Here is a 24,325-nt window from a genome sequence, read left to right as displayed (position 1 = left end):
CCTCGGTGGCGTATACAGTAAATCCTTGAATTTATTTTTGTTTTGAAATATAAATCATCATTCTAAAAATAAAACAAAAATTTCCTAATCTGGGGCGCGTTGCTTCGACTCCGATTAGCTAAAAATAATTTTTCATCCCGCCGTTAACCAGGCAAACAAAAACCGTCTTCCCAACATCGAGGCTTCGCAACTACATTTTTATGGCCAGGAGAGCATCATGAGCATTGAAGAGAAAAAAAAGGCATGGCAGGCAGCAGCTGAGAAGAGCATCGCCAAGGCGCCGGAGCGCAAAAGCTCCTTCCGCAACAGCTCCGACATCGAGCTGGATCGTTGCTTCGCCCCCGGGTTCGACTATCCGGGGTATGAGGAGAACCTCGGTTTCCCCGGGCAGTACCCCTTCACCCGCGGCGTGCAGCCGACCATGTACCGCGGCAGGTTCTGGACCATGCGCCAGTACGCCGGCTTCGGCAATGCGGCCGAGTCGAACGAGCGCTACAAGTACCTGCTCTCCGCCGGCCAGACCGGTCTCTCCATCGCCTTCGACCTCCCCACCCAGATGGGTTACGATTCCGACGCTTCGATGAGCCGCGGCGAGGTAGGCAAAGTCGGCGTAGCCATCGACTCTCTGGCCGACATGGAGATCCTGTTCGACGGCATCCCGCTGGACAAGGTTTCTACCTCGATGACCATCAACTCCACCGCCTCCATCCTGCTCGCCATGTATATAGCGGTGGCCGAGAAGCAGGGGGTTTCCGCAGACAAGATCTCCGGCACCATCCAAAACGACATCCTCAAGGAGTACATGGCGCGCGGCACCTACATCTACCCCCCCCAAGGAGTCGATGCGGATCATCACCGACATCTTCGCCTACTGCAAGGACAACGTTCCCAAGTGGAACACCATCAGCATCTCCGGCTACCACATCCGGGAGGCGGGTTCCTCCGCGGTCCAGGAAGTCGCCTTCACCCTGGCAGACGGCATCGCCTACGTCGAGGCGGCGGTCAAGGCGGGACTCGACGTCGACGAGTTCGCACCGCGCCTTGCCTTCTTCTTCAACGCTCATAACGACCTGCTCGAGGAAGTCGCCAAGTTTCGCGCCGCCCGCCGCATGTGGTCCCGCATCATGCGCGACCGCTTCAAGGCGAAAGACCCGCGCTCGCAGATGCTGCGCTTCCACACCCAGACCGCAGGCTGCACCCTGACCGCGCAGCAGCCCGACAACAACATCATGCGCGTCACCCTGCAGGCGCTCGCCGCCGTGTTGGGCGGCACCCAGTCGCTGCACACCAATTCCCGCGACGAGGCGCTGGCGCTTCCCACCGAGGAATCGGTAAGGATCGCGCTGCGCACCCAGCAGGTCATCGCCTACGAGTCCGGTGTTGCCGACTCCATCGACCCCTTGGCCGGCTCCTTCATGGTCGAGGCGCTGACCGACAAGATCGAGGCGCAGGCGCTGGCCTACATCGAGAAGATCGACGCCCTTGGGGGCGCGGTCGAGGCGATCTCCCGAGGGTTCCAGCAGAAGGAGATCCAGGATTCCGCCTACGCCTACCAGCGCGCCATCGAGAAGAACGAGACCATCATCGTGGGCGTGAACAAGTTCACCGTCCAGGAGGGCGCACCCCAAGGCCTCCTGAAGGTGACCGGCGAGGTCGAGGTGAAGCAGAAGGCTTCTCTTGGCAAGATGAAAGAGGGTCGCGACAACGCCAAGGTGGAGGCTTCTCTGAAGGCGCTGGAGCAGGCTGCACGCGGGACCCAGAACCTGATGCCGTTCATCCTCGACGCTGTAAAGACTTACGCTACCTTAGGCGAGATCGCCAACGTAATGAGGGGCGTGTTCGGCATCCACAGGGAGACGGTGGTCCTTTAAAGCCCCCCCTGAATCTGCGAAAAAACCGTCGCAATGAGACGCACTGGCGGGAGCGGAGTTCCTTTCCAAAGTGGTGAAAATCATCATGACACAGAACCGCTCCCGCCAGCAGTTAAATAGTTTCGCCTACAGTTCCAGCCAGCAAAACTCCCTTCGTTGTATCAATTTATCTGACAGAAAAAAAACAGATGAGACAACATGATTGTTACAACTCTGACAAATTTTGCTCAGCTACTTGCAATTTGATTTTTTCCAGTTATTATCTACTTCCGTCAGTCTATGACCGACGATCTGTAAAGGAATATTAATGTTATCTAAGATAAATCATGTCGGCGTTGCAGTCGCTTCTCTTGAGGAAGCACTTCCTTTTTATCGCGATTCACTGGGCATGACTTTCTCTGGTACAGAAGAGGTCCCAAGTCAACTAGTACGGGTAGCTTTTCTGTCAGTAGGCGAATCGAAGATCGAACTTCTGGAGCCGACCTCCCCCGAGAGTCCGGTGACCAAGTTCCTGGAGAAGAACGGCCCGGGGGTGCACCACGTGGCTTACGGGGTTGACGATATCGAGGCGGCTATCGCAGCGCTGGTGGCCAAAGGGACCCGCATGATCGACGCCGTACCCCGCAACGGCGCCCACGGCGCGCGTATCGCCTTCATCCATCCCAAGAGCAGCGGCGGCGTGCTGACGGAACTGTGTGAAGTGCACGACCACAGTCATTGAGACATTCAAATTTCGGAATCTAATGAGTCTGGATTTTTTTATTGACTTTTGTTTGAATAATAATATAGTGGCGTCAGTTTTCTATAACAGTGGTTTGCTCATTGGGAAAGGCTGTACTTGCCGATTCACGAGATTTTCTTTCAAACAGTGGGGGACTATATCGTTGCAGAGACAAACAGCTCGTCCAAAGTGTATCTTAAAGCTCTCAAATACGTCATGCTAATTAGCTGTGACTGAAGTGAGAGCTTTTTTGCAATGTAATGACTGTTCGACCTGCTTTTTGCGGAAAACTGTACTAAAAGCAGTAACTTCAATCGAGTTTCAACAACCAACCCAGGAGGTAAACGATGAGCTTTCAAAAGAAGATGCTTGCATTTGCGGCTGCCAGCGCTCTGACCGCAGCAACCGCAGTACCGGCAATGGCGCTGGAAAACGAGTTTCACGGGATGTTCAAATTCATGGGCTATCAGTCCAACAGCCTCACCGGCGGCAACAGCGGGACCGTCAACTTCAACAGCGACGCCCACTCCGGTTTCTTCGCCGAGCAGCGCGCACGCCTTATGTACATCGCAAAGGCTAACGACAACCTCAAACTCGTAACCCACTTCGAGCTCGACACCCGCTTCGGCGGCGTGACCGGCGGCTACAAGGGCACCACCGGCAACGACTCCGGTAACCTCGACGCCGACCAGTTGACCCTCGAGACCAAGAACATTTACCTCGACTTCAACGAGCCGAACACCGCCACCAACTTCAAGGTTGGCATGCAGCCCTGGAACGACGCCTACGGCAGCCTCTTCCTCTCCGCCGACATGACCGGCGTGTACGCCACCAAGAAGTTCGATCCGGCAACCGTCTCCCTGGGCTGGTTCCGTTTCGACGACAACACGCTTGCCACCGGGACCAACACCGGCGCCGGCAAGCTCACCGCCGACCTCATCGTTTTGGACGGCAAGTTCGCCCTCAACAAGGACATGACCGTCGGGGCGTCCTACTACAACATCCAGAACGACACCGGTGCAACCTTCAGCTCCGCAACCGTCGGCAACTACGAGCTGCTGCACATGCTCGGCCTGAACGCAGACCTCAAGTTCGGCGATGTTGCAGTGAAGCCCTTCGCGGCATACCAGTTCGGCGACATCAACGGCACCGACAGCATCTCCGGATACCTCTTGGGCGCGACCGGTAAAGCCAAGGTCGGCTCGGGCGCGATCAACTTCGCCGGCTACTACCTCTCCGGCGACAAGAAGACCACCGGCGACAGGGACTCCTTCCAGACCGTCACCGCAGGTACCACCTACTTCAACCCGGCCAACATGTGGCTCTTGGTACGCCCCAACCAGGCTACCAACACCTCCACTTCCGTCGTCAACAACGACATGACCGTCGGCGGCCGCGGCTCCTACGGTGTCTTCGCCGGGTACGAAGGTACCGACAACAAACTCTTCTACAACGCCAACATCGGCTACATGGCCGCTGCAGAAAACCGCACAAACGCCGGCGTGAAAGAGAACGGCAGCCTCGGCACCGAGATCAACGCCCAGGTCGGCTACAAGATCTACGACAACCTGAGCGCCAGCGTAGCAGCTGCTTACGTCTTCCTCGGCGACGGCCTCTCCGGCACGACCAAGAAGATCAACGGCTTCGGCGCTGCCAACGCCGACGACCCGTACCTTTTCAACGTACAGTTGAGCTACCTGTTTTAATTGAGGCACAGCCTTCCGCACATAGCGGCAGGAAAAGCCTGACCCTGAAAAAGGCCGGAGAGACAACTCTCCGGCCTTTTTTGCGTTCGCCGCACCGTTCTGACTGACACCCTCTCCCGCAGCTACTGTGACAACGACCCCTGAGAGTTAGCTGCATGCGCTGGCGCGGTCAGACTGCCATTTCTTGCCAATCGACCACAGAGAAAACACCGCACGCACACGCATCAGCTGTCTCTCACACATAGCCACTTTTTGCTTTGCCTGTTGACAACAAAAAACTCCATGCTTTAATACATTGGTGCCTTTTAACCCAACAAGCAAAGGAGTCTTTATGAGAAAGATGGCAATGATTTTGGCAGCAACCCTCTGCACGCTGTCGTCGGTCCCAGCTTTCGCCCAGACTACCTCCACCCAGAAGGACGAATGCCTCCTCGCTTCCAAGAACTGCATGAACCAAGTGGACGACATCAGGAAAAGGATCTACAAACTGGACAAGGAAATCAGGAAGGGGACCCGTGTTTACACCCCCCAGGAGCTAAAGAGGCTGCAGGACAAACTGAATGAGACCAGCGAAATCCTGCGTACTTTGGAAAAGCCTGACAGTTGATTTCGCACAACCTGAAGTATGGAGGAATACCATGCGTAAAACGATAGCTACACTGACTGCGGTGCTTTTCATTGGGTCGGCGACGACCGTCTTTGCACAAGCAAGCGAGACACAGAAAAACGAGTGCCTGCTTGCCTCAAAGAACTGCACCAACCAGGTGGACGACATTTACAAGAGAATGCAGAGGCTGGATCGCGAGATAAAGAAGGGGAAAAGGGTGTATTCTCCTGAAGAACTGAAGCAACTGCAGCAGAAACTGACTGAGACCCAAGAGCTTCTGAGAGACATGGAGCGACCCGGCAAGTAAGCCAAGTGAAGTTACTCAATGGAAACCGAAAAAGGCGGGCTATGCGGCCCGCTTTTTTTGTCTGTTATTGTTTGGGTCAAGCCCTGTCTCTGGCGTGAAACCGTTTGACTAAAGCCTGCCGCTCTGCGATAATTCCGCGTCTTTTAATTCCAAGGAATAAGCGGAGTAATCATGAAAAGAACCCTGGCCCTCACCCTGATTCTCCTCAGTTCGCTGTTCTTCCCGCTCCTGGCCTCTGCCGAAAACATCCGCGCCTATGTCTCCGACTTCACCGTCTCCGGCGGCGACTCCGCCGACCTGAAGACCACCTTGAAGCGCCTCATGTCATCGCGGCTTTCCGGAGACGGGCTGGTCACCGTGGAGACGGCCGCCGAGGCGGACGTGGTCATCTCGGGTAGCTACACCATGCTGGGCAAGATGTTCAGCCTTGACGCCACCGCGAAAAACGCACAAGGAAAGCAGCTTGCCGCCGCCTACGAGCAGGGTGAAAGCATCGACGCCCTGATTCCCGCTGTCGGCAAGATTTCGAGCAAGCTCAAGGGCGAGATCGTGAAACAGTACCCGCAGGCAGCAGCCCCTGCTGCCGCCCCGCTCCAGTCTCCCGCGTTCGTGACCAAGGCGCCCGCCTCCGAGATCGTCCGCAGCGAAGCCGGCGCCGGCTGGGCCAGCCAGCGCATCGCCGGAGCCAAGAGCGCGATCGCCTCATGGGGCACCGAGGAAATGATCATCGCCGATGCGGACGCCCTCTACCTCTACAAAAAAGGCGACAAACTCGCCCTGCTCGGGCAAGCCGCGCTGCCCCAGCACCAAAAGCTGCTCGGTATCGACGCCATCGGCCCGGACCAAGAGGGCAAGGTGCTCGCCTTCGTGACCCTGATGGACCGCGAGGCGCCTTCATCACGCGTCTACTCCATCCAAAACGGCACACTGAAGGCGGTGGCGCAGGACCTCCCGTATATGTTCCGCGCGCTGGCGCCTTACGGCGGCAAGAAACAGCTCTTCGCCCAGGAGATGGGGCGCAGCGACGATTACTACGGCGACGTTTTCGAGGCGTCCTTCGTCGACGGAAAGGTGAAGCTTGCCAACCCGATCAAGATGCCGCGCTTCGCCAACATCTTCAACTTCAACCTGTTCCGCGACCGGTCCGGGAAATCCTTCCTCACCTGCTTCAACGACAGCGGCTACCTGCTGGTATATGCGGACGGCGACGAGATCTGGAGAAGCAGCGAGAAGTTCGGCGGCACCGAGACCTACTTCCAGCGCCGCGACATCGAGAACGAAAGGACCACTGGAACACCTTTCCGCACCAGGTTCATCGATCAGCGCATCACCGTAACCGACAAGGGCGAGGTGATTGTCCCCCAAAACGCAGGCTTCTTCGTGCTGGGCAACGCCCGTTCCTACTCCAGGTACTCCATGGTGGATTTTGCCTGGAACGGGTCGACGCTTGAGGAACTCTGGAGGACCAAGCCGAGCCAGAATTACCTGGCCGACTACGACTTCAACCAGAAAAGCCGCGAAATGGTGCTCATGGAGGTGACCCAGAAGACCGGCCTGGGCGGCAAAGGCGGCAGTCTGGTCAGGATTCTCCGGGCGGAATAGACTATATGGCAGGGGGAATTAATCGTTGACTTCCCCCTGCCATACTGTTACGATTTCTCGTTTTTTCGCCAGCTTCAGCGGTACCGACATACCTTAGGACGACCCCGTGACTAACCCCTCATGTATTGAAGCTCCGCTCCCCAAAGGGGTGAGCGACTTCCTCCCGGAAACCGCCGACAAGATCACCTTTATCGCGGACAGCATCCACCGAGTCTTCGAACTCTGGGGCTTCAGGCGCATGATCACCCCGCTGCTCGAGTTCGAGCACGTGCTCGCTCTGGGCATGGGTGACGAACTGCGGAGCAAGACCTTCCGCTTCGACGACCGCCAGACCGGACGCCTCCTCGCCATTCCGCCGGACATCACGCCGCAGGTGGCACGCATCGTCGCCACCCGGATGCACGCCCTACCCCTCCCCCACCGCATATACTATTCCGGACGCGTGCTCAGGCAGGCCCAGATGCAATCGGGCAAAAGCCGCGAGATCTTCCAGTTCGGCGTAGAGCTGATCGGGCTGGACTCCCCCGAGGCGGACGCCGAGATGGTGGCGATGGCGGTGGAGGTGCTGAAAAACCTCGGCTTCACCGGCTTCAAGATAGACCTGGGGCAGGTGGAGTTCTACCGCGGCATCATGGACGCCTCCGGCCTCTCCGCCGAGGTGCAGAAACAGTTGCAGGAAGCGATCAGCAAGAAGGAAGTCAGCGCGGTGCGCAGCATCCTCGAATCCGCCGGGGCTCCCGACCGGGTCAAGCAGGAGATCGCCCTGCTGCCGAGACTCTACGGCGGGCGCGAGGTGTTGCAGGAAGCGCGCAGTATCGCCGGAAACGAGCGTTCGCTGCGGGCCCTGGACAACCTCGCCCAGGTGGTCGACATCTTGGACATATACGGGGTCGCCGAGCATCTAACCATCGACCTGGGCGAGATCCGGGGGCTGGACTACCACAGCGGGATCACCTTCGAAGGCTTCGTCCCGGGCGTCGGAGAAGCGATCTGCAGCGGCGGGCGTTACGACGACCTCACCGCCAAGTACGGATACCCGGCGCATGCCACCGGCTTCGCTTTCAACATCCTGGCCCTTCTGGCCAGCATGTCCAAGAGGCCTGAGGTCGAGGCGTCAAGCAGCCGCGACTTCCTGATCTTCAACAGAAAGGACGAGCGCCGCGAGGCGCTGGAAGTGGCGCAAAAGCTGAGAAGCCTAGGCTACACCTGCGCCAGGGATATCATCAAGCGCGACTTCGACAGTTCGCTTGAGTACGCAAAGAAGATGAACATCCGATTGCTGCTTGTGATCGGCGCTGAGGATTGCGCGGCCGGCCAGCTTTACCTGGTGCGGGTGGCGGACCGTCAAAGCATCACCGTGAGCGAAGAGGAGCTGTTCGATAAGGATCTAGATTTGAAATTCGATCTGCAAGGGGAGAATCATGGCTAACGTCGTTGTAATAGGTGCCCAGTGGGGCGATGAAGGCAAGGGTAAGGTCGTAGACATTTACACGGAGTTCGCGGACAACGTGGTGCGTTACCAGGGCGGGAACAACGCCGGCCACACGCTGGTCGTGGGCGACGAAAAGGTCATCCTGCACCTGATCCCGTCCGGGATTCTGCACGAAGGGAAGCGCTGCGTGATCGGCAACGGGGTGGTGCTCGACCCGGAAGTCTTCATCATGGAGATCACCAAGCTCAAGGCCAACGGCTACCTCAAAGACGACAAGATGCTGCTCCTCTCCGAGGCGCTGCACATCATCATGCCGTACCACAAGAGGATAGACATCGCCCGCGAGAAAAAGAGCGGCTCCAAGAAGATCGGCACCACCGGGCGCGGCATCGGCCCCGCCTACGAGGACAAGATCGGGCGCCGCGGCATCCGTCTCATGGACCTTCTCGACGAGAAAGCCTTCACCCGCAAGGTGAAAGAGGTGCTCGAGGAAAAGAACCTGATCCTGACCCAGCTTCTGGGCGACCAGCCGTTCACCTTCGAGGAGATCTACGAAGAGTACATGAAGTACGCCGAGACCCTCAGGAAATACGCGGCCGACACCTCGCTCATCCTGCACCAGGAGACCAAGGCGGGCAAAAGCCTCCTCTTCGAAGGAGCGCAGGGAACACTCCTCGACGTCGACCACGGCACCTACCCCTACGTTACCTCCTCTTCCACCTGCTCCGGCGGCGCCTGCACCGGAAGCGGCGTCTCCCCGAGGGAGATCCACGAGGTGATCGGCATCTCCAAGGCCTACGCCACCCGCGTGGGGAGCGGCCCGTTCCCGACCGAACTTGAGGACGAGACCGGCGAGCAGCTGCGCCAGGCAGGCCGCGAGTTCGGCTCCACCACCGGGCGCCCGCGCCGCACCGGCTGGTACGACGCGCTGGTCGCGCGCTACGCCGTCAGGGTCAACGGCCTCTCCGGCATCGCCATCACCAAGCTCGACGTCCTCTCCGGGCAGGAAACGGTCAAGGTCTGCACCGCTTACAACTATAAGGGTCAGGTACTCACCGAGGTCCCGGCAAGCCTCGAGATCATGGAACAGTGCACCCCGATCTATGAGGAACTCCCCGGCTGGAACGACGACATCACCGGCGCGAAGAGCATGGCCGAGCTCCCGAAGAACGCCCGCGACTACGTGGCGCGCATCGAGAAGCTCTCCGGCGCCCCCGTGGTACTGGTCTCCGTCGGCCCGCGCCGTGACGAGACTATCGTACTCAGAAACCCGTTCGAGCTGAACTAACTTTTTAATAAAAAGTGTTGACTGGCATAAATCGATTTGCTATAAGGTTGTTCTTGCTTCGCTGCACTGTTTGAGCCGCTAGCTCAGTTGGTAGAGCACCTGACTTTTAATCAGGTGGTCGTTGGTTCGATCCCAACGCGGCTCACCACTCGTCCCCATCGTCTAGCCCGGCCCAGGACACCGCCCTTTCACGGCGGCGACGCCGGTTCAAATCCGGCTGGGGACGCCACTCAAACAACAGCTATCGTGCCCAGGCACGAAGTCATAGCGAGCCGCTAGCTCAGTTGGTAGAGCACCTGACTTTTAATCAGGTGGTCGTTGGTTCGATCCCAACGCGGCTCACCATTTTTTCACTGTCATCAGACTGGGCCTGATGACAGCCCCCAACCCTGATGGGACGGGATGCAACAATTCGGTCCCATCGTCTAGTGGTTAGGACACCGGCCTTTCACGTCGGTAACAGGGGTTCAAGTCCCCTTGGGATCACCATTTCACAAGAAAGGCCGCTTTCCTCACGGAAGCGGCCTTTCTTGTTCTTGATTCTGTTGTCCCGCCCAGACCTTCCTCTTTCAATCCTCAGCGTTTCTTCCCGGCCACAATTTCATACAGTAAGGGCATTGCTGAACGTCCCGGGGTATGGTATCGCGCAGTTGCTCCAGCTCATAGATCGCTCCGCACCTGTTTTTAACCGGGTAAGTGTGGATGGTGTTCTGCTTGATGAAGTAAAGCATGTCCTCCTCCTTTCGCGCAATGAGATCGCAGGGCGACCTGATACAGTGATATAGCTTAGGGCAAACAGAAGTGATGTCAATCGCACCTCAGAGCACCTACCGGGCAAGCATCGATGCAGGCAAGGCAGCAACTGCAGCGCTCAGGGGCGCTTAACCGTGCATGCTTGCGAAAACCGTCCACCTCCAGGGTAATCAGACGGCTGCTGCAGGCGGCGACGCATCTGCCGCAGCCGGTGCAGCGGAGTTTGTCTACGACGGGTGGAATTTCACACTGCAAATTGTCGTTCATGGCGCTGGTTCCTCACTTCCGCAGGCCGCCCATATTTTTTAAAGCGGGGCGGCGAGGTTACACATTAAAGGCCTTGACAGTGTAAACGCAGCGCATAGAATAGCGCAACTGAAGTGGAATCTACAAGACAGGAGGTATCGGGGATGAAAAGGATAGGCGTGGTACTTTCCGGCTGCGGAGTGCGTGACGGCAGCGAGATACACGAGGCGGTGCTGGCACTTTTGGCGATTGACAGAAGCGGCGCCAAGGCCGTCTGCCTCGCACCCGATATCGACTGCGACGAAGTGAACCACCTGACCATGCAGGAAACCGGCGCCAAGAGGAAGGTCCTGGTGGAGTCGGCCCGCATCGCCCGCGGCGAGGTGAGCGACGTTAAGAATGCCAAGGCATCCGACCTCGACGCCGTCGTTTTCCCCGGCGGCTTCGGCGCCGCCAAGAACCTGTGCAACTTCGGCCAAAAGGGGGCCGACGGGATGGTGCAACCCGACGTGCTCAGGCTGGTAAGGGAGATGTCGGCGGCGAAGAAGCCGATCTGCGCCATCTGCATCGCACCTTCGGTAGTGGCGCTGGCGCTGGGGAAGGAGCTCTCCCCCCGGCTCACCATAGGTAACGACCCTGGCACCGCCGGGGCGATTTCCGCCACCGGCAGCAAGCACGTCGACTGCCCCGCAGACGAGATCGTAGTGGACCGGGAAAACCTGATCGTGTCGACCCCGGCCTACATGCTGGCCGGCAGCATATCCGAGGCCGCCAGGGGGATCGAGAAGGCGGTGCAGGCGACCCTGGAACTGATAAAGTAGTCCATCCCCATTCTTGTCTGACCGCCCAAGCGGCCCCCTTCTGGATCAGCTCCAACGTTCAGAGAGTGGGCCGTTTTTTTGTGACTGACGTTTACCTGCAATAACAGCACGCTACGCGCAGATAGAGTGCCGCTCGCCTTTGCCCTTGTACGCCCCGCAGTTTTGTCTTAATATGCGCGCTTTGCAATGTCATCTTTGGAGGATTTAAAACATGCGTAAATTGTTCATGCTCTCAGCCGGCGCACTGCTGCTGGCGACCACGCTCACTGCAAATGCCGGAGCGGAAGAGCTCAGAGGAAGGCTGGCGCTCACCGGCAAGATCGGCGTCATCAACCCGGCCAAAAGCGAGTTGGACACGCCGCAGGGAACCATGGTGGTCTCCACCGATGCAGGTTTGACTGGCGGGCTCGGTCTCATGTTCGGGGTGGATGAGAACGTCGCGGTGGAGCTCGAGGTATCCCGGGCCTCCTTCCACACCTCCAACTTCGGCACCGCCCAGATCACGGACGTTTCCGTCGGCGCGCAGTACCGCTTCCCGGAAAGGCAACGCCTGGTCCCCTACCTCGGGGCCGGCATGGACGTCCTGGTCAACGACCTGAGCAACAGGTACACCAACACCACCGTCGGCGCGCATCTAAGCGCAGGGGTGGACTGCATCTTGAACCGCCAGGCGTCGCTCATGCTGGAAGCCAAGGGGATCGAGTCCTTCAGCGCCAACGTCGATACGCCCAGCGGCCAGCACGGCGAATTCGACCCCACCAACCTCTCAGTCACGGTCGGCGCCAGGTTCTTCTTCAACTAGCACGCAGACGAAAAAAGGCGGCAGGGTCAACTCCCCTGCCGCCGCAAATCCTCCACTCTCGCTCCTTAATTCCCTTCCTCGAAAGCCCTGCGGTATTCCCGCTTAAGCCTCTCGCAGTCGCCGCCATCTATAAAATCCCACGGCAGCGGCTCGTCCAGCCCCACTTGACGGTGAACCTCGGCGTCGGCATCTAAACCGGCCTCACGCAGCGCCTGTTTCCAGCTCCCGGTCCGGTCCGCGAGGACCAGCAGTTGCGCAAGCCTGCGGTCCCCCCGCGACAAAAGCGCCTGCTGGTATGCCTCCCGCGGGCTCTCCATTTGCAGCTTCAGGTTGGACAGCTTCCCCAGCGCCTTCTGCAGGTACTTCCACTTCGATTCCAGCGACTTGACCGGCTCCATGCCGCACCACTGGAAGGGGGTGAAAGGCTTGGGAATGAACGGGTTCACCGAGAGCTGCAGCTCCCCCAGGCGCTTGTTCTTTTTGGCCGCCGCCAGCACCCGCTCCCTGATCCGGGTCACCAACAGGACCAGTTCCTCCAGGTCCTTTTCCGTCTCGGTGGGGAGGCCTATGATGAAATAGAGCTTCAGGTTTAGGATGTCGTGGCTGATCAGCTTGTCGCAAGCCGCCAGGATCTGCTCCTCGTCGATCCCCTTTTTCACCAGGTCGCGCAGCCTTTGGCTTCCCCCCTCCGGCGCCAGTGCCACGCTCTTTTGCCCACTGGCCTTGAGCGCCTCGATCATCCCGGCGTCGAGGTGGTCGATGCGGAAGGAGGAGACCGAGAACTTCCCGCCGGCCGCGACGATCTCTCCGCACAATTCCCCGATGCCGGTGTAGTCCGAGACGGCGGCCGCGACCAGTCCCACCTTTCTTCCCTGCGCCACCCCTTTGAGCACCTCCTCCCTTACTCCTTCCAGCGAACGGCTGCGGTAGGGGAGGTAGATGAAGCCGGCTGCGCAGAAGCGGCAGGCACGAGGGCAGCCACGGGAAAGTTCGACCAGATGCATTCCGGAGAACTCGGTGGCGTCGGTGTGGATCTCGGTCACCGTCTGCCTGCGATCGAGCTCCTTTTCCCAAACGCGGCGCACCCTGGCCGGCGCCCCAGGAAGCGGCTGCACCCCTCTGAAGCGGCCGGCGTCATACTGCGGCTGGTACAGCGACGGGACGTAGACGCCGGGGAGACGGCAGGCCTGCAACAAGAGTTCGGCGCGGGAGCGGCGGCCGTCCTTCAGCAGTTCCAGCAGATCCGGGAGGATCGGTTCCGCTTCGCCGATGCAGACCAGGTCGAGGAACGGGGCGACCGGCTCGGGGTTCAGAAAGAGCGCCGCCCCACCAGCCAAAACGAGCGGTTGCAGCGCCGAACGCTCGGCGGCCCAGGGGCTCATCCCCGAGAGCCGGAAGATGGTGGGGAGGTTCAGGTAATCGCTTTCAAAGGAAACGGAGAAGGCGACGAGGTCGAACGAGGAGAGCGGGCGCTGCCCCTCCAGCGAGAGAAGCGTCCCCTCGGTCCGCTCCAGTTCCGCCAGCTCGTCGCGCTCCGGCAGGAAGGCGCGCTCGCAGATCACCTCCGGGTGCGCGTTCATCATGGCCTGGACGGCCTGGAAGCCCAGGTTGCTCATGGCGGAGTGGTAGCGGTTGGGGTAGACCAGGCAGCAGGAAAGCCTGCCGCCGCTGTTTCTGTGCTCGCCGCCGCTCTCGCCGGCGAGAAGGGCGCGTCTTTTTTCAATGCTTTTGCGTGACATTGCGCCAAAGTATCATCTTTGGGAAGCGCTATGAAAGTAAAAAAGCTCGCATTGCCGCACTCCCGCCCCCGCTTGACACACCGAACCCTAAATGTACACTAGGTGACGGATTGAATTACAAATCTTTAATCTATCTGGCAATCCAGCACCCCGCCTTACAGCCTATGCAGCCGGCAACCGGTACCATCAGCACTTCGTCAAACACACACAGAACGGACAGCGCCTGCATCTGAAAGCATCGCCCCAACGCGCGGGTGGTCACAGGAGACGACAGTGCCATGTCCAACGGGAGGTAGTTATGGTCGACTTCACCGAAACAGTCAGAAGCTTCATAGAAAAGGAAATGATGACCCAGGCACACAAAGGAACGCTCTCTCCCTCCGACTCCCTGATAGACAAAGGGATCGTCGATTCGCTGGGGGTCCAGCGGCTGATAGCTTACCTGGAGCAGGAATTCGACTTGCAGATTGCCGACACCGAGATCGTTCCGGAGAACTTCGAAACCATCGGATCTGTGGTCAACTTCATCAATTACAAGCTGACTGCCAAGGGGTGAGGTGGCCAAAGGAGTGGGAGGCGATGCTACAGTACTGCAAAATGCGCCTGGTCCAGGTGTTGGAGACGGTAAAACACGGCAGCATAAACAGCCTGCTTAGGGAGACCGTCTACCTGAACCGCGAGGCCGTGCCGGTGGAGATAGAGCTCGACAACCTGAGGCCGGTGGCGGATTTCGCCCGCCCCCATGACGAGGAGGTAGTCGAGCTGACACAGGAACTGCTGCAGAACCGGCAACTCGCCTATCCGCTCAAGAGCAGGCACCTGAAGACGCTCAACTACCTGAAGCGCGGTTACCGCGGGTATGCCCTCGTCAAGGGAAACAAGGTGTTCGGGGATATCTGGTGCGCCGACTCCAAGGCCGGCAACGACTGCTACAAGCACCCCGACGAGTTGTGGCTGGGGGTTAGGTGCGCCCCCAAGGAGGTCTACACCTTCGATATGTTTGTCGATCCGGCCAACCGCGGCGGAAACCTCGCCGCAGCACTGCAAAACGGCGCACTCCACCTTTTGAAGCGGCATGGGTACACCAAGGCATACGGTTTTTTCTGGTCCGACAACGTCCCGGCGCTGTGGGTGCACCGGACCCTGCGCTGGCGGGAATTGAACCGCGTGAGAGCTACCCGGCTGCTTTTATCCAGGAAACTGTACGTGACCGGCGACCCGGCAGACTGAAGGCCCACGGCACGAAAGGAGTCACGATGAACAGCAAAGACATCCCCATGGTTCCCAACAGGAAGGCCTCGCTCCCTACCGTGTACGGCGACACTCCCTCCTTTCTCGGCGTACCCGTTCTCGACTACAGGAAACCGGCAGCAGGCTACGACGTGATGATCGCCGGGGTCCCATGGGAAGGGACCGTCACCTGGGGCTCCTTCACAGGGTGCGAGCTAGCGCCCAGGAGCATCCGCCACGCCTCGGCGCGTTACGGTGGATTCCTCCCCGAGTACGAGATCGACCTGTTCGACCACCTGACGCTCGGCGACATCGGGGACATTCCGGTACACCCCAACGACCCCGCCGAGACCATGCGCAACGTGCACGCTGCCATGCAGCGGGTCTACCGCAACCAGAGCATCCCCTTCGTGCTGGGAGGCGACCACTCCTTCACCCCGGAGATCATCAGGGCGCTCGCGGACGGAGAAGAGGGCAAAATCGGCGTCATCCACCTGGACGCACACTTGGACAACGCCAAGTCCTTCGGCAGCGACCAGTTCGCCCGTTGCGGCCCGATCCACAGGATTTCCCAAATCCCGCAGGTCCGCAAAGAGAGCATCGTGCATCTGGGCATCCGCGGCCCGCGGAACTCACCTACCCAGTATGAGTACGCCCAAAGCATGGGGGCGCGCGTCATCACCACCAGGGAAGTCAGGGAAAGGGGGATGAGCGCCGTCACCGAGGAAGCGATACGGATCGCGCACCACGAGACGAGGCACGTCTTCGTCACCATCTGCAGCGACTGCATCGATGCCGGTTACAACCCGGGAGGTCCCGCCGATTTCAACGGGCTGCTCCCCAGCGAACTGCTGCCGGCGCTGCACCAAATCGGAGCCTCGGGGATCAGCGGCCTCGATTACGTCGAGGTCTATCCCGGCCAGGACCCGCAGGGATATTCGTCGCACCTGGCCGCCTGGGCGATGATCTACGCGCTTTCGGGGATGGCGCAGCGCAAGCGCGACCGGCCGGGACCGGACCGGTAAAGGATGCGGCCATGCGGAAGGACCTGCACGATTTCTGGCATTTCTCCCGGCGCTACCGGCAGTTTCAAAGGATCTCCGCCCTGACGCAGGGAATACTGGACAAGGACCATGAGGTCTCCGAGCCGACCAGGGGAGCCCTGCAAAAGCTGAACGGCAACCGCATCAAATGCCAGGAGCGGATCGCTGGGCTCGACCTCCCTTCCTTCGCCGGCTGCCGCAGCTGCCAGGGGGCCTGCTGTGGCGAGCCGGCCGAACACTACTTCACTGCCATCGATTTCTGGTTGAGGAAGTACAGCCATAAGCAGGTGACCGCCTTTTCTGAGCAGCCACTCCAGCCGTTACCCGCCTATTACCGGCTCCGCATCGAGTCCGCGCTGGGTCTGGGAAAGCCCAGGACAACTGCACAAGGGAGCCACTTGAGGCAGGACAGCAGATGCGCCCACCTGGGTGAGCGCGGCTGCCTGCTGCCGCACGCCGAGCGCCCGCTGCAATGCCTGATCTACGCCTGCCCAAGCCTCAAACAGTCGCTGGACCAAGCGACGCGGCTGGCATACCTCGAGTCGGTCCGGGAGTTACTGGGGATTTCCCTGGCCACCTTCAATGCCCTGAAGTGCGAGGCGGGGTTTCCTCCCTATTACGGGCTGACCTCGCTTTTACTCACCGTGTGATTCCAGATCCCGGCCGAACCGGCCGTACGAGGCCCGCCCATGGAAGCGATCTTCAACGAGGAGCAGAGGAACTTCAAGCAGATGGCGATCGAGTTCGCCCGGCGCGAACTGAACCAGGGCGCCAAGGAACGCGAGAGAAAAGGCGAGTTCTCCCAGCGCGGTTGGGAAAAATGCGCCGAGTTCGGCATCCCGGGCATCACCATGCCCGAGAAGTACGGAGGGCTCGGGCTCGACACCATGACCTCCATCGCCACCATGGAGGGGCTCGGCTACGCCTGCCTCGACAGCGGCCTGCTTTTCTCCCTGAACTCCCATGTCTGGACCTGCGAGTCCCCCATCAACCGTTTCGGCAGCGAGGAGCAAAAAAAGCGCTATCTCCCCGGGCTCATCGCCGGCAGCCTCCGAGGCGGGCACGCCATGACGGAGCCCGATGCCGGCTCCGACGCCTTCAGCATGAGGTGCCGGGCGGAAAAGCGGGGGGACAGGTACATCCTGAACGGCTCCAAGACCTTCATCACCAACGCCCCCATCGCCGACCTGTTGCTGGTGTTCGCTGTGACCTGCAAGGAAAAGGGGTTCGCCGGGGTTTCCGCCTTCATCGTGGAAAGAGGGTTTCCCGGGTTTTCCACGGGGCAACCGCTGGAAACCATGGGCCTTAGGACCTGCCCTTTGGGCGAAGTGTTCCTGGAGGAGTGCGAGGTTCCCGAGGAGAACCGTCTGGGGCAGGAAGGAAGCGGCGCCGCGATCTTCAACTCCGAGATGGAATGGGAGCGGAGCTGCCTTTTCGCCGCGCACCTGGGGGCGATGGACAAGATCCTGGAGGATTGCGTGGCCTACGCCAAGGAGCGGCAGCAGTTCGGCAAGGCGATAGGCAAATGCCAGTCCATCTCGCACAAGATCTCCGACATGAAGGTCCGCATCGAACTCTCCCGGCTGATGCTGCACCAAGTGGCGACGCTCAAGGGACAGGGGAAACGGGCGCCGCTGGAATCGGCGATGGCGAAGCTCTTCATCAGCGAAAGCTACGTGCAAAACTGCACCGATGCGCTGCAAATCCATGGGGCCTACGGCTACAGCGCGGAGTACGACTTCGAGCGGAACCTCCGTGACGCCATCGCCGGGAAGATCTACTCCGGCACCTCCGAGATCCAGCGCAACATCATCGCCACCTTCCTGGGGCTCTAGCGGAGGGGGCCCAGCGAGGCATCCATGTACCTACTGCAACGATTACTCACCCGAAGCGCCACCTCCTTCCCCGACAAAACCGCGGTCTCCTTCCGCAACGAGGAGCTCTCCTACGCCGAGCTCGAGGCGGCGAGCAACCAGCTAAGCGCAGCCCTGAAGGCGCACGGCGTGCAAAGAGGAGACAGGGTCGGAATCCTCATGAACAAATCGCTTGAATCCATCGTCTCCGTCTTTGGCATCCTGAAGGCGGGCGCGATCTACGTCCCACTGGACCCAGGGGCGCCGGCTAGCAGGCAGGCCTCCATCATCAGGCACTGCGGCATCGAGATCGTCCTCGCCGCGCCGCAACTGCTGGAGCAACTCCTGGCCGAGGCAGGGGAGGCCCCGCCGCTGCGCGCAGCCATCGTCACCGGCTCCCCGGCGGTGACACTCCCCCACCCGGCCGGCAGCATGAGCTGCAGCGGCTGGGACGAGATCCTAGGCGAGAGCTGCGAGTGCCCTGCGGACGACGGGCTTTGCGGCGCTGCTCCCGCCTATATCCTGCACACCTCAGGCTCCACAGGCTCACCCAAGGGGGTGGTGATCTCCCACCTGAACGCCCTCACCTTCGTTGAGATGGCTGTCCGCTTCTTCGAGATATCGCCGCAGGACCGTCTGGCCAATCACGCGCCGCTGCATTTCGACCTCTCCATCTTCGACATTTTCTGCGCCGCCAGAAGCGCTGCAACGATGGTGCTGATTCCCGATGCGCTCTCGGCCTTCCCGGTGCGCCTGGCGGATTTCATGCAGAGCGAGGGAGTCACGGTGTGGAACTCGGTGGCGTCGCTCCTTACCAAGCTCGCGGACCAGGGGGCGCTGGACCGGCTCACCCTGGACAGGCTGCGCCTGGTCCACTTCTCCGGGGACCTGATGCCGGTCAAATACCTGAAGATCCTGAAGCAGTGCATGCCGGCTGCAGTCTTTTACAACATCTACGGCCAGACCGAGGCCAACTCCTCCCTCTATTTCAGGGTCCCGGATGTCGTGGAGGAAGCGGCCTGGAAGATCCCGATCGGGACCCCCTTCCCCAATTTCGAGGTGTTCGCTATCGACGAGGTGGGGAACGTGGTGACCGGCGCGGGAGAGGAGGGTGAGCTGCACGTTCTCAGCTCCACCGTGGCCTTGGGCTACTGGAACGACTGCGGCAGAACTCAGGCGCAGTTCACCCCGGATCCGCGCAACCCCTCCGCCCACGCCAGGGTGTACAAGACCGGGGACATGGCGCGCCTGGACGCCGCCGGCAACTTCGTCTTCGCCGGCCGCAAGGACCATATGGTGAAGAGCAAGGGGTTCCGGGTGGAGTTGGGCGAGATCGAAATCGTACTGAACAGCCACCCCGACATCCGGCAGGCGGTTGCGGTGGCCATCCCCGACGACCTCGCCGGAAGCAGGATCGTCGCTTACGTATGCCTGCGCGAAGGGGTCGAACTCGAGCCCCAAACACTGGTCGTTCATTGCAGCGACCATCTCCCGAAATACATGGTGCCGGAGCAGATCAGGTACCTCCCCTCCCTGCCGGTGACCTCCAACAGCAAGATAGACCGCAAGGCCTTGGTGCAGGCGTTTCTCGACGGGCCTGCTGAACCATAAGGCGGGGGCACCGCCCCGCCTCCCCTCCTCTCTCCCTCCTGAGCCCCGCCCGGCCGATTCAAAGCAGATAATTAAAGCACAATTAATTGATTTCACGGCGAAAATTTGCTATGGTTCCGCCGCTTGAAACAAAAGTTTCCAAGGAGCCTGAATGTTACTGAAAGACATGGAGGACATCCGGCAGAAGGCCGATTGTCTGAAGTCCGCACAGGAAGTCGACGATGCGCTGTCACGGATGGCGCAGCAGATAACCGAGCGGCTGGCGGAGAGCAACCCGGTGGCGATTTGCATCATGAACGGCGGGCTGTTCGTCACCGGCAAACTGGTGGACAAACTCCCCTTCGCGCTGGAACTCGACTATCTTCACGCCACCCGCTACGGCGCTGAGCTGACCGGCGGGAACCTGCTCTGGAAGGTAAAGCCGGAGCGCTCGCTCAAGGGGCGCACGGTGCTCTTGGTGGACGACATCCTCGACGAAGGGGTGACTCTTGCGGAGATCGAGCGTTACTGCCGCGAGGAAGGCGCCGCTGCGGTCTACACCGCGGTCCTGGTGGACAAGATCCACGACAGGAAGGCGCCCGGCGCCAAGGCCGATTTCGTCGGCCTAGAGGTAGAGGACCGCTTCCTCTTCGGTTGCGGCATGGACATCGCAGGCTACTGGCGCAATCTCCCCGCGCTCTACGCAATGAAGGAGCAGAACTAGAAATGACCTCCCGCATAGCAGCATACTTCCAGTTCCAGCGCTACGGCACCGACATGAAGCGTGAGGTCATCGCAGGACTCACCACCTTCCTCACCATGGCGTACATCATCATAGTCAACCCGGCGATCCTGGAAAATGCCGGCATCCCGCGCGGCCCCTCCACAACCGCCACCATCATCGCCGCCGTCTTCGGCACCGTACTCATGGCCTTCTTCGCCAACCGTCCCTTCGCCATCGCACCGTACATGAGCGAAAACGCCTTCATCGCCTTCGTGGTGGTGAAGGTGATGGGCTATTCCTGGCAGACTGCGCTGACCGCCGTCTTCTTCGCCGGGATCCTCTTCACCCTGCTCACCCTGTTCAAGGTGAGGAGCTGGCTCGCCGAATCGATACCGCTGTCGCTCAAGTGCGCCTTCGCTACCGGCATCGGCCTCTTCCTCACCTTTATAGGCCTTAACGAGACCGGCATCGTGGTGCTCGGTGTTCCCGGGGCACCGGTCAAGCTTGGCGACCTCTCCCAACCCTCGGTGCTCCTGGCCGTCTGCGGCCTCCTCCTGACCGTGGTGCTGATCTCCCGCAAGGTGCTGGGGGCCATGATGATCGGCATCGTCGCCACCACGCTCGCCTCGATCGCGCTCAAGGTGACCCCGCTGCCGCACTCTTTCGTCAGCCTGCCGCCGGACATCTCCCCGATCCTGTTCCAGCTCGATTTCGCGGGGGCGCTCTCCCCCGGGTTCTTCCCGATCATCCTGACCATCTTCATCATGGCTTTCCTCGACACCGTCGGGACCTTGCTGGGCCTTTCCATGCGGGCCGACCTCCTGGACGAGAAGGGGAACCTTCCCGAGATAGAGAAGCCGATGCTCGCCGACGCGCTGGCGACGGTCGCGGCGCCGCTTCTGGGGACCACCACCACCGGCGCCTACATCGAGAGCGCGGCAGGGATCGAGGAGGGGGGGCGCACCGGCTTCACCGCCCTGGTCACCGCCTTCTTCTTCCTTCTGGCCCTCTTCTTCGCGCCCCTTTTCACCGTGGTCCCGGCGCACGCCTTCGGCATAGCCCTGATCGTGATCGGTTCCTTCATGATCAGCCCGCTGGCGAAGATCGACTTCGACGACTTCACCGAACAGATCCCCGCCTTTCTGACCGTGGTGCTGATGATCTTCACCTACAACATCGGGGTCGGCATGACCGCCGGATTCATCGCCTATCCGCTCATGAAGGGCGCCACCGGGCGCATCAAGGAGATGAAAGGGGGGATGTGGGTGCTTGCCCTGCTCTCCCTCTCCTACTTCATCTTCGGGGCAAAATAGACAGGCCTCGAAAGAGACACGTCCCCCTCCCGCCACCGGAGGGGGACGCCTCCCCTCCCCCAGAAATCTTTCTAATCTAATGAACAACCCGACGCCAAGTAGAACTCCCGCGCAATTATTGAAAAAAGTTTTTCCTTTCTCTCATTGACAGCGCAGAACCCTCCCCTATAATAAGTTCAAAATTCTCTAACAAGGAGAGGACCATGAAAAAACTTCTGCTGGGATTTCTACTGAGTCTCACTGTTTCAGGTGCAGCTTACGCCGCACAGGCCCACACCAACACCGGTTGCGGTCTCGGCACCATGCTGTTCCAGAACAAGGCTGACAACTCCATCGCGCTGCAAGTACTTCAGGCCACCACCAACGGCAGCTTCGGCTCCCAGACCTTCGGCATCTCTTCCGGCACTTCCGAATGCCAGCAGCCCGGGAAGATCGCGCAAAACGAGAAATTGAACGAGTTCGTCCGCGCCAACATGGACAACCTCGCCAAGGAAATCGCCATGGGCAAGGGCGAGACGCTGGACACCTTCGTCGAGATGCTGGGGGTCAACCCTGCACAGGGCGACGCCTACAAGAGTTCGCTGCAGGCGAACTTCAACAACATCTTCACCTCAGACAAGATCGTCCTCGCCGAGGTCATCGACAACGCGGTGGCGATCACCAGGTAGCCGTCTCTTTCCAAAGTGGTCAAATGCCGGGTGCACGGCCTACGCCGTGCACCTTTTTTAATCCGGGCGGATGCCGCCCGACTTCCTGTCCCGAAAGCAGGGTTCTTCCATGGCCATCCCCCGCAGCGCCGTTTTCGCCACGCTTTGGCTCTTGCTCCTCTTTTCTCCTGCTGCCGCAGCAGCGCCTCCTTCCCAGCCCGACCTCCTGACCGCCCGTGCCCGCAGCATGGGGCTTGCCGCCGAAAGGAACTGGCACATCCTCTTGCACTACAAGAAAACCTCGGGCGGCTTCAAGAGCAGGATCTCGGATCCGAACTTCTTCCTCTCCCCTGAAGGGCGCGAAAACCCCGAGGCGGAACTGGAGGCCACCATCGCCGGGTTCTTCCAGCCCCGGAGCGTGGACGGAGAGCACCCCATCTGCCGATTCCCGGCGCGGCTCCAGTGGCTTAAGGAACGTCTCGGCATCGGGCCGGGGGACCTCCAGGAGGTCGCCTGCCCGGCGCAAAAGGAGCTGCTGCAAACGGTCGACGCGCGCTCGGCGGTGCTGGTCTTTCCGGTAGGGCACATCAACAGCCCGGCGTCCATGTTCGGGCACACGCTGCTCAGATTCGACGGCCCCACTAAGAGCAACCTCATCTCCTTCGCCGTCAACTACGCCGCGGACGCCAACGACTCGAACGGGCTTCTTTACGCCTACAAGGGGCTCTTCGGCAAGTACAAGGGGTACTACTCCCTGATGCCCTACTACTTGAAGGTGAAGGAGTACGGCGACATGGAGCACCGGGACATGTGGGAATACCGGCTCAGGCTCTCCCAGGCGGAAGTGGAGCGGATGCTCCTGCACACCCTGGAGTTGGAGCGGATCTCCTCGGATTACTTCTTCCTGGATGAGAATTGCGCCTTCAACCTGCTGTTCCTGATCGAGGCGGCGCGCCCGACCCTGCACTTAACCGACCAGACCGGCCTTCTGGTACATCCCACCGACACCATAGAACTCACCAAACAAAGCGGGATCCTGGAAGAGGGGGTTTACCGCCCGTCCCAGGGGGCGAGGATCGTGAAGATGGCGTCGCTTCTGGACGGCGAGCGCCAAAAGGCTGCCCTGAAGCTGGGCCAGGGGGAAAGCGATCCTGCCGTGGCTGCGAACGCGGGCGCATCGGTTGAGGAGCAAAGGGGGATACTGGACCTGGCGGCGGAGGTGGTCCAGTTGAGGTATGCCCGCAAGGAACTGGAGAAGGACGAATACAACAAGCTGTACCTGAAGATCCTGGCGCAAAGAAGCCGGCTCGGGAAGGGCGAGGATGATGCCTACGCTGTCGCGCCCCCGTCCCCTCCCGATGCCGGCCACAAGACCACCAAGTTGGGAGTCGGGGGAGGAATCCGGCGGGACGAGTGGTTCGGCGAGGTTAGGCTGCAGCCCGAGTTCCACGACATGCTCGATCCGGACCAGGGGTACATCCGGGGGGCGCAGATAAAGTTCCTGGAAACCGCGCTGCGCTATGCGCCGGAGCACGAGCGGTTCTGGCTGAAGAGCATGCACCTTGTGGACATCTTCTCAACCGCCCCCAGGGACCGCTTTTTCACTCCGCTCTCCTGGAAGGTGGCCGCCGGCTGGGACACCGAGGCCATGAAGGACGGCAGGGATTCCCTCATCTTCCGGGTCAACACCGGCGGGGGGTTCGCCGCGCGCTCTCCCTTCGGGGGAATTGTGCATGCCCTGGGGGAGGTGGACCTGAACGCGGGGAGAAGGTTCGCAGGCAACGTCGCTGCGGGGCCGGGGGTGAGCCTGGGAGCCCTGGAGCAGCTTACCGCTTGGTGGAAGCTGCAGTTGCGGGGGGAGGGATTCTACTATCTGCTGGGCGACAACCGCCTCGCGCTTAAGGGGACCGTGGCGCAGAACTTCCGGCTGGCGCGAAACGACTCGTTGAGCCTGGAATTAAGCTATCAGGAGGTCCAGGGGCACCCGGTACGGGAAGCAACGATGTTGTGGAACCGCTACTTTTGAAGGT

At 60.3% G+C, this 24,325-nt stretch carries 22 protein-coding genes, 4 tRNA genes and 1 pseudogene; 24 read left to right on the top strand and 3 right to left on the bottom strand.

Features of this window, described 5'->3' with window-relative positions; translation table 11 throughout:
- Positions 1-217 precede the first annotated feature (217 nt).
- The 12 genes and pseudogenes from GBEM_RS22000 to GBEM_RS02710 all read left to right on the top strand — a co-directional run bounded on the left by GBEM_RS22000 (position 218) and on the right by GBEM_RS02710 (position 10,023).
- Positions 218-1,871 (top strand): annotated as a pseudogene (locus tag GBEM_RS22000) (acyl-CoA mutase large subunit family protein).
- Positions 1,872-2,178: 307 nt separating this feature from the next.
- The gene (gene mce, locus GBEM_RS02760; protein WP_012528993.1) at positions 2,179-2,592 is read left to right on the top strand and encodes a methylmalonyl-CoA epimerase; all 414 of its coding nucleotides are present in this window, start codon (positions 2,179-2,181) and stop codon (positions 2,590-2,592) included.
- Between the two features lie 347 nt (positions 2,593-2,939).
- Positions 2,940-4,298 carry an alginate export family protein gene (locus tag GBEM_RS02755; protein WP_012528992.1) on the top strand — a complete coding sequence of 453 codons (1,359 nt, stop codon included), beginning with the start codon at positions 2,940-2,942 and terminating at the stop codon, positions 4,296-4,298.
- 331 nt (positions 4,299-4,629) lie between these two features.
- Positions 4,630-4,905, top strand: a complete 276-nt coding sequence (locus tag GBEM_RS02750) for a hypothetical protein (RefSeq protein WP_012528991.1) — start codon at positions 4,630-4,632, stop codon at positions 4,903-4,905.
- 31 nt (positions 4,906-4,936) lie between these two features.
- Positions 4,937-5,212 (top strand): hypothetical protein, encoded by a 276-nt coding sequence (locus tag GBEM_RS02745; protein WP_012528990.1) that lies wholly within the window; start codon positions 4,937-4,939, stop codon positions 5,210-5,212.
- Between the two features lie 171 nt (positions 5,213-5,383).
- Positions 5,384-6,814 (top strand): hypothetical protein, encoded by a 1,431-nt coding sequence (locus tag GBEM_RS02740; RefSeq protein ID WP_012528989.1) that lies wholly within the window; start codon positions 5,384-5,386, stop codon positions 6,812-6,814.
- Between the two features lie 106 nt (positions 6,815-6,920).
- A complete protein-coding gene (locus GBEM_RS02735) occupies positions 6,921-8,243 on the top strand; it encodes an ATP phosphoribosyltransferase regulatory subunit (protein ID WP_012528988.1) in 1,323 nt (440 codons plus the stop codon).
- Positions 8,236-9,534 carry an adenylosuccinate synthase gene (locus tag GBEM_RS02730; RefSeq protein WP_012528987.1) on the top strand — a complete coding sequence of 433 codons (1,299 nt, stop codon included), beginning with the start codon at positions 8,236-8,238 and terminating at the stop codon, positions 9,532-9,534. The genes GBEM_RS02735 and GBEM_RS02730 overlap by 8 nt, the downstream gene beginning before the upstream one ends.
- A 72-nt stretch (positions 9,535-9,606) precedes the next feature.
- A tRNA-Lys gene (locus GBEM_RS02725) sits at positions 9,607-9,682 on the top strand.
- Between the two features lie 3 nt (positions 9,683-9,685).
- Positions 9,686-9,763 (top strand) — tRNA-Glu (locus GBEM_RS02720).
- Between the two features lie 40 nt (positions 9,764-9,803).
- Positions 9,804-9,879, top strand: a tRNA-Lys gene (locus GBEM_RS02715).
- Positions 9,880-9,948: 69 nt separating this feature from the next.
- Positions 9,949-10,023, top strand: a tRNA-Glu gene (locus tag GBEM_RS02710).
- Between the two features lie 80 nt (positions 10,024-10,103).
- Here the strand turns inward: GBEM_RS02710 and GBEM_RS21385 are convergent.
- Together GBEM_RS21385 and GBEM_RS20590 are read right to left on the bottom strand one after the other, a co-directional pair.
- Positions 10,104-10,265, bottom strand: a complete 162-nt coding sequence (locus GBEM_RS21385) for a hypothetical protein (protein ID WP_012528986.1) — start codon at positions 10,263-10,265, stop codon at positions 10,104-10,106.
- Between the two features lie 76 nt (positions 10,266-10,341).
- On the bottom strand, positions 10,342-10,554 hold the full coding sequence (locus tag GBEM_RS20590) for a 4Fe-4S dicluster domain-containing protein (protein WP_012528985.1): 213 nt from the start codon (positions 10,552-10,554) through the stop codon (positions 10,342-10,344).
- Between the two features lie 143 nt (positions 10,555-10,697).
- On the opposite strand from GBEM_RS20590, the gene elbB reads away from it, so the two are divergent.
- Positions 10,698-11,354, top strand: coding sequence for an isoprenoid biosynthesis glyoxalase ElbB (gene elbB, locus GBEM_RS02705; protein WP_012528984.1), 657 nt, complete (start codon positions 10,698-10,700; stop codon positions 11,352-11,354).
- Positions 11,355-11,565: 211 nt separating this feature from the next.
- On the top strand, positions 11,566-12,156 hold the full coding sequence (locus tag GBEM_RS02700; protein WP_012528983.1) for a porin family protein: 591 nt from the start codon (positions 11,566-11,568) through the stop codon (positions 12,154-12,156).
- A 65-nt stretch (positions 12,157-12,221) separates the two neighbouring features.
- Here the strand turns inward: GBEM_RS02700 and GBEM_RS02695 are convergent, their stop codons facing one another.
- Positions 12,222-13,895: a radical SAM protein gene (locus GBEM_RS02695; RefSeq protein WP_012528982.1), complete on the bottom strand. Its 1,674-nt coding sequence runs from the start codon at positions 13,893-13,895 to the stop codon at positions 12,222-12,224.
- Between the two features lie 298 nt (positions 13,896-14,193).
- On the opposite strand from GBEM_RS02695, the gene GBEM_RS02690 reads away from it, so the two are divergent.
- From GBEM_RS02690 to GBEM_RS02645, 10 genes are all read left to right on the top strand, one after another.
- Complete coding sequence (locus GBEM_RS02690) at positions 14,194-14,451, top strand: acyl carrier protein (protein ID WP_012528981.1); 258 nt, start codon at positions 14,194-14,196, stop codon at positions 14,449-14,451.
- Positions 14,452-14,474: 23 nt separating this feature from the next.
- Positions 14,475-15,125 carry a GNAT family N-acetyltransferase gene (locus GBEM_RS02685; protein WP_012528980.1) on the top strand — a complete coding sequence of 217 codons (651 nt, stop codon included), beginning with the start codon at positions 14,475-14,477 and terminating at the stop codon, positions 15,123-15,125.
- 26 nt (positions 15,126-15,151) lie between these two features.
- The gene (locus tag GBEM_RS02680; protein WP_012528979.1) at positions 15,152-16,150 is read left to right on the top strand and encodes an agmatinase family protein; all 999 of its coding nucleotides are present in this window, start codon (positions 15,152-15,154) and stop codon (positions 16,148-16,150) included.
- An 11-nt stretch (positions 16,151-16,161) separates the two neighbouring features.
- The gene (locus tag GBEM_RS02675; protein WP_012528978.1) at positions 16,162-16,818 is read left to right on the top strand and encodes a hypothetical protein; all 657 of its coding nucleotides are present in this window, start codon (positions 16,162-16,164) and stop codon (positions 16,816-16,818) included.
- Between the two features lie 39 nt (positions 16,819-16,857).
- Positions 16,858-18,003 (top strand): acyl-CoA dehydrogenase family protein, encoded by a 1,146-nt coding sequence (locus tag GBEM_RS02670; protein WP_012528977.1) that lies wholly within the window; start codon positions 16,858-16,860, stop codon positions 18,001-18,003.
- A gap of 24 nt (positions 18,004-18,027) precedes the next feature.
- Positions 18,028-19,632 (top strand): amino acid adenylation domain-containing protein, encoded by a 1,605-nt coding sequence (locus GBEM_RS02665; RefSeq protein ID WP_012528976.1) that lies wholly within the window; start codon positions 18,028-18,030, stop codon positions 19,630-19,632.
- A gap of 151 nt (positions 19,633-19,783) precedes the next feature.
- Positions 19,784-20,335: a hypoxanthine-guanine phosphoribosyltransferase gene (locus GBEM_RS02660; RefSeq protein ID WP_012528975.1), complete on the top strand. Its 552-nt coding sequence runs from the start codon at positions 19,784-19,786 to the stop codon at positions 20,333-20,335.
- A gap of 2 nt (positions 20,336-20,337) precedes the next feature.
- Positions 20,338-21,648: an NCS2 family permease gene (locus GBEM_RS02655; RefSeq protein ID WP_012528974.1), complete on the top strand. Its 1,311-nt coding sequence runs from the start codon at positions 20,338-20,340 to the stop codon at positions 21,646-21,648.
- 203 nt (positions 21,649-21,851) lie between these two features.
- Positions 21,852-22,316 carry a DUF3015 family protein gene (locus tag GBEM_RS02650; protein ID WP_012528973.1) on the top strand — a complete coding sequence of 155 codons (465 nt, stop codon included), beginning with the start codon at positions 21,852-21,854 and terminating at the stop codon, positions 22,314-22,316.
- A gap of 109 nt (positions 22,317-22,425) precedes the next feature.
- Positions 22,426-24,321, top strand: a complete 1,896-nt coding sequence (locus GBEM_RS02645; RefSeq protein WP_012528972.1) for an Lnb N-terminal periplasmic domain-containing protein — start codon at positions 22,426-22,428, stop codon at positions 24,319-24,321.
- Positions 24,322-24,325: the final 4 nt, after the last annotated feature.

The organism is Citrifermentans bemidjiense Bem (assembly GCF_000020725.1).
GTDB lineage: Bacteria > Desulfobacterota > Desulfuromonadia > Geobacterales > Geobacteraceae > Geomonas > Geomonas bemidjiensis.
Note: the sequence above shows the minus strand (reverse complement) of the source record. Positions and strands in the feature narration are given on the sequence as shown.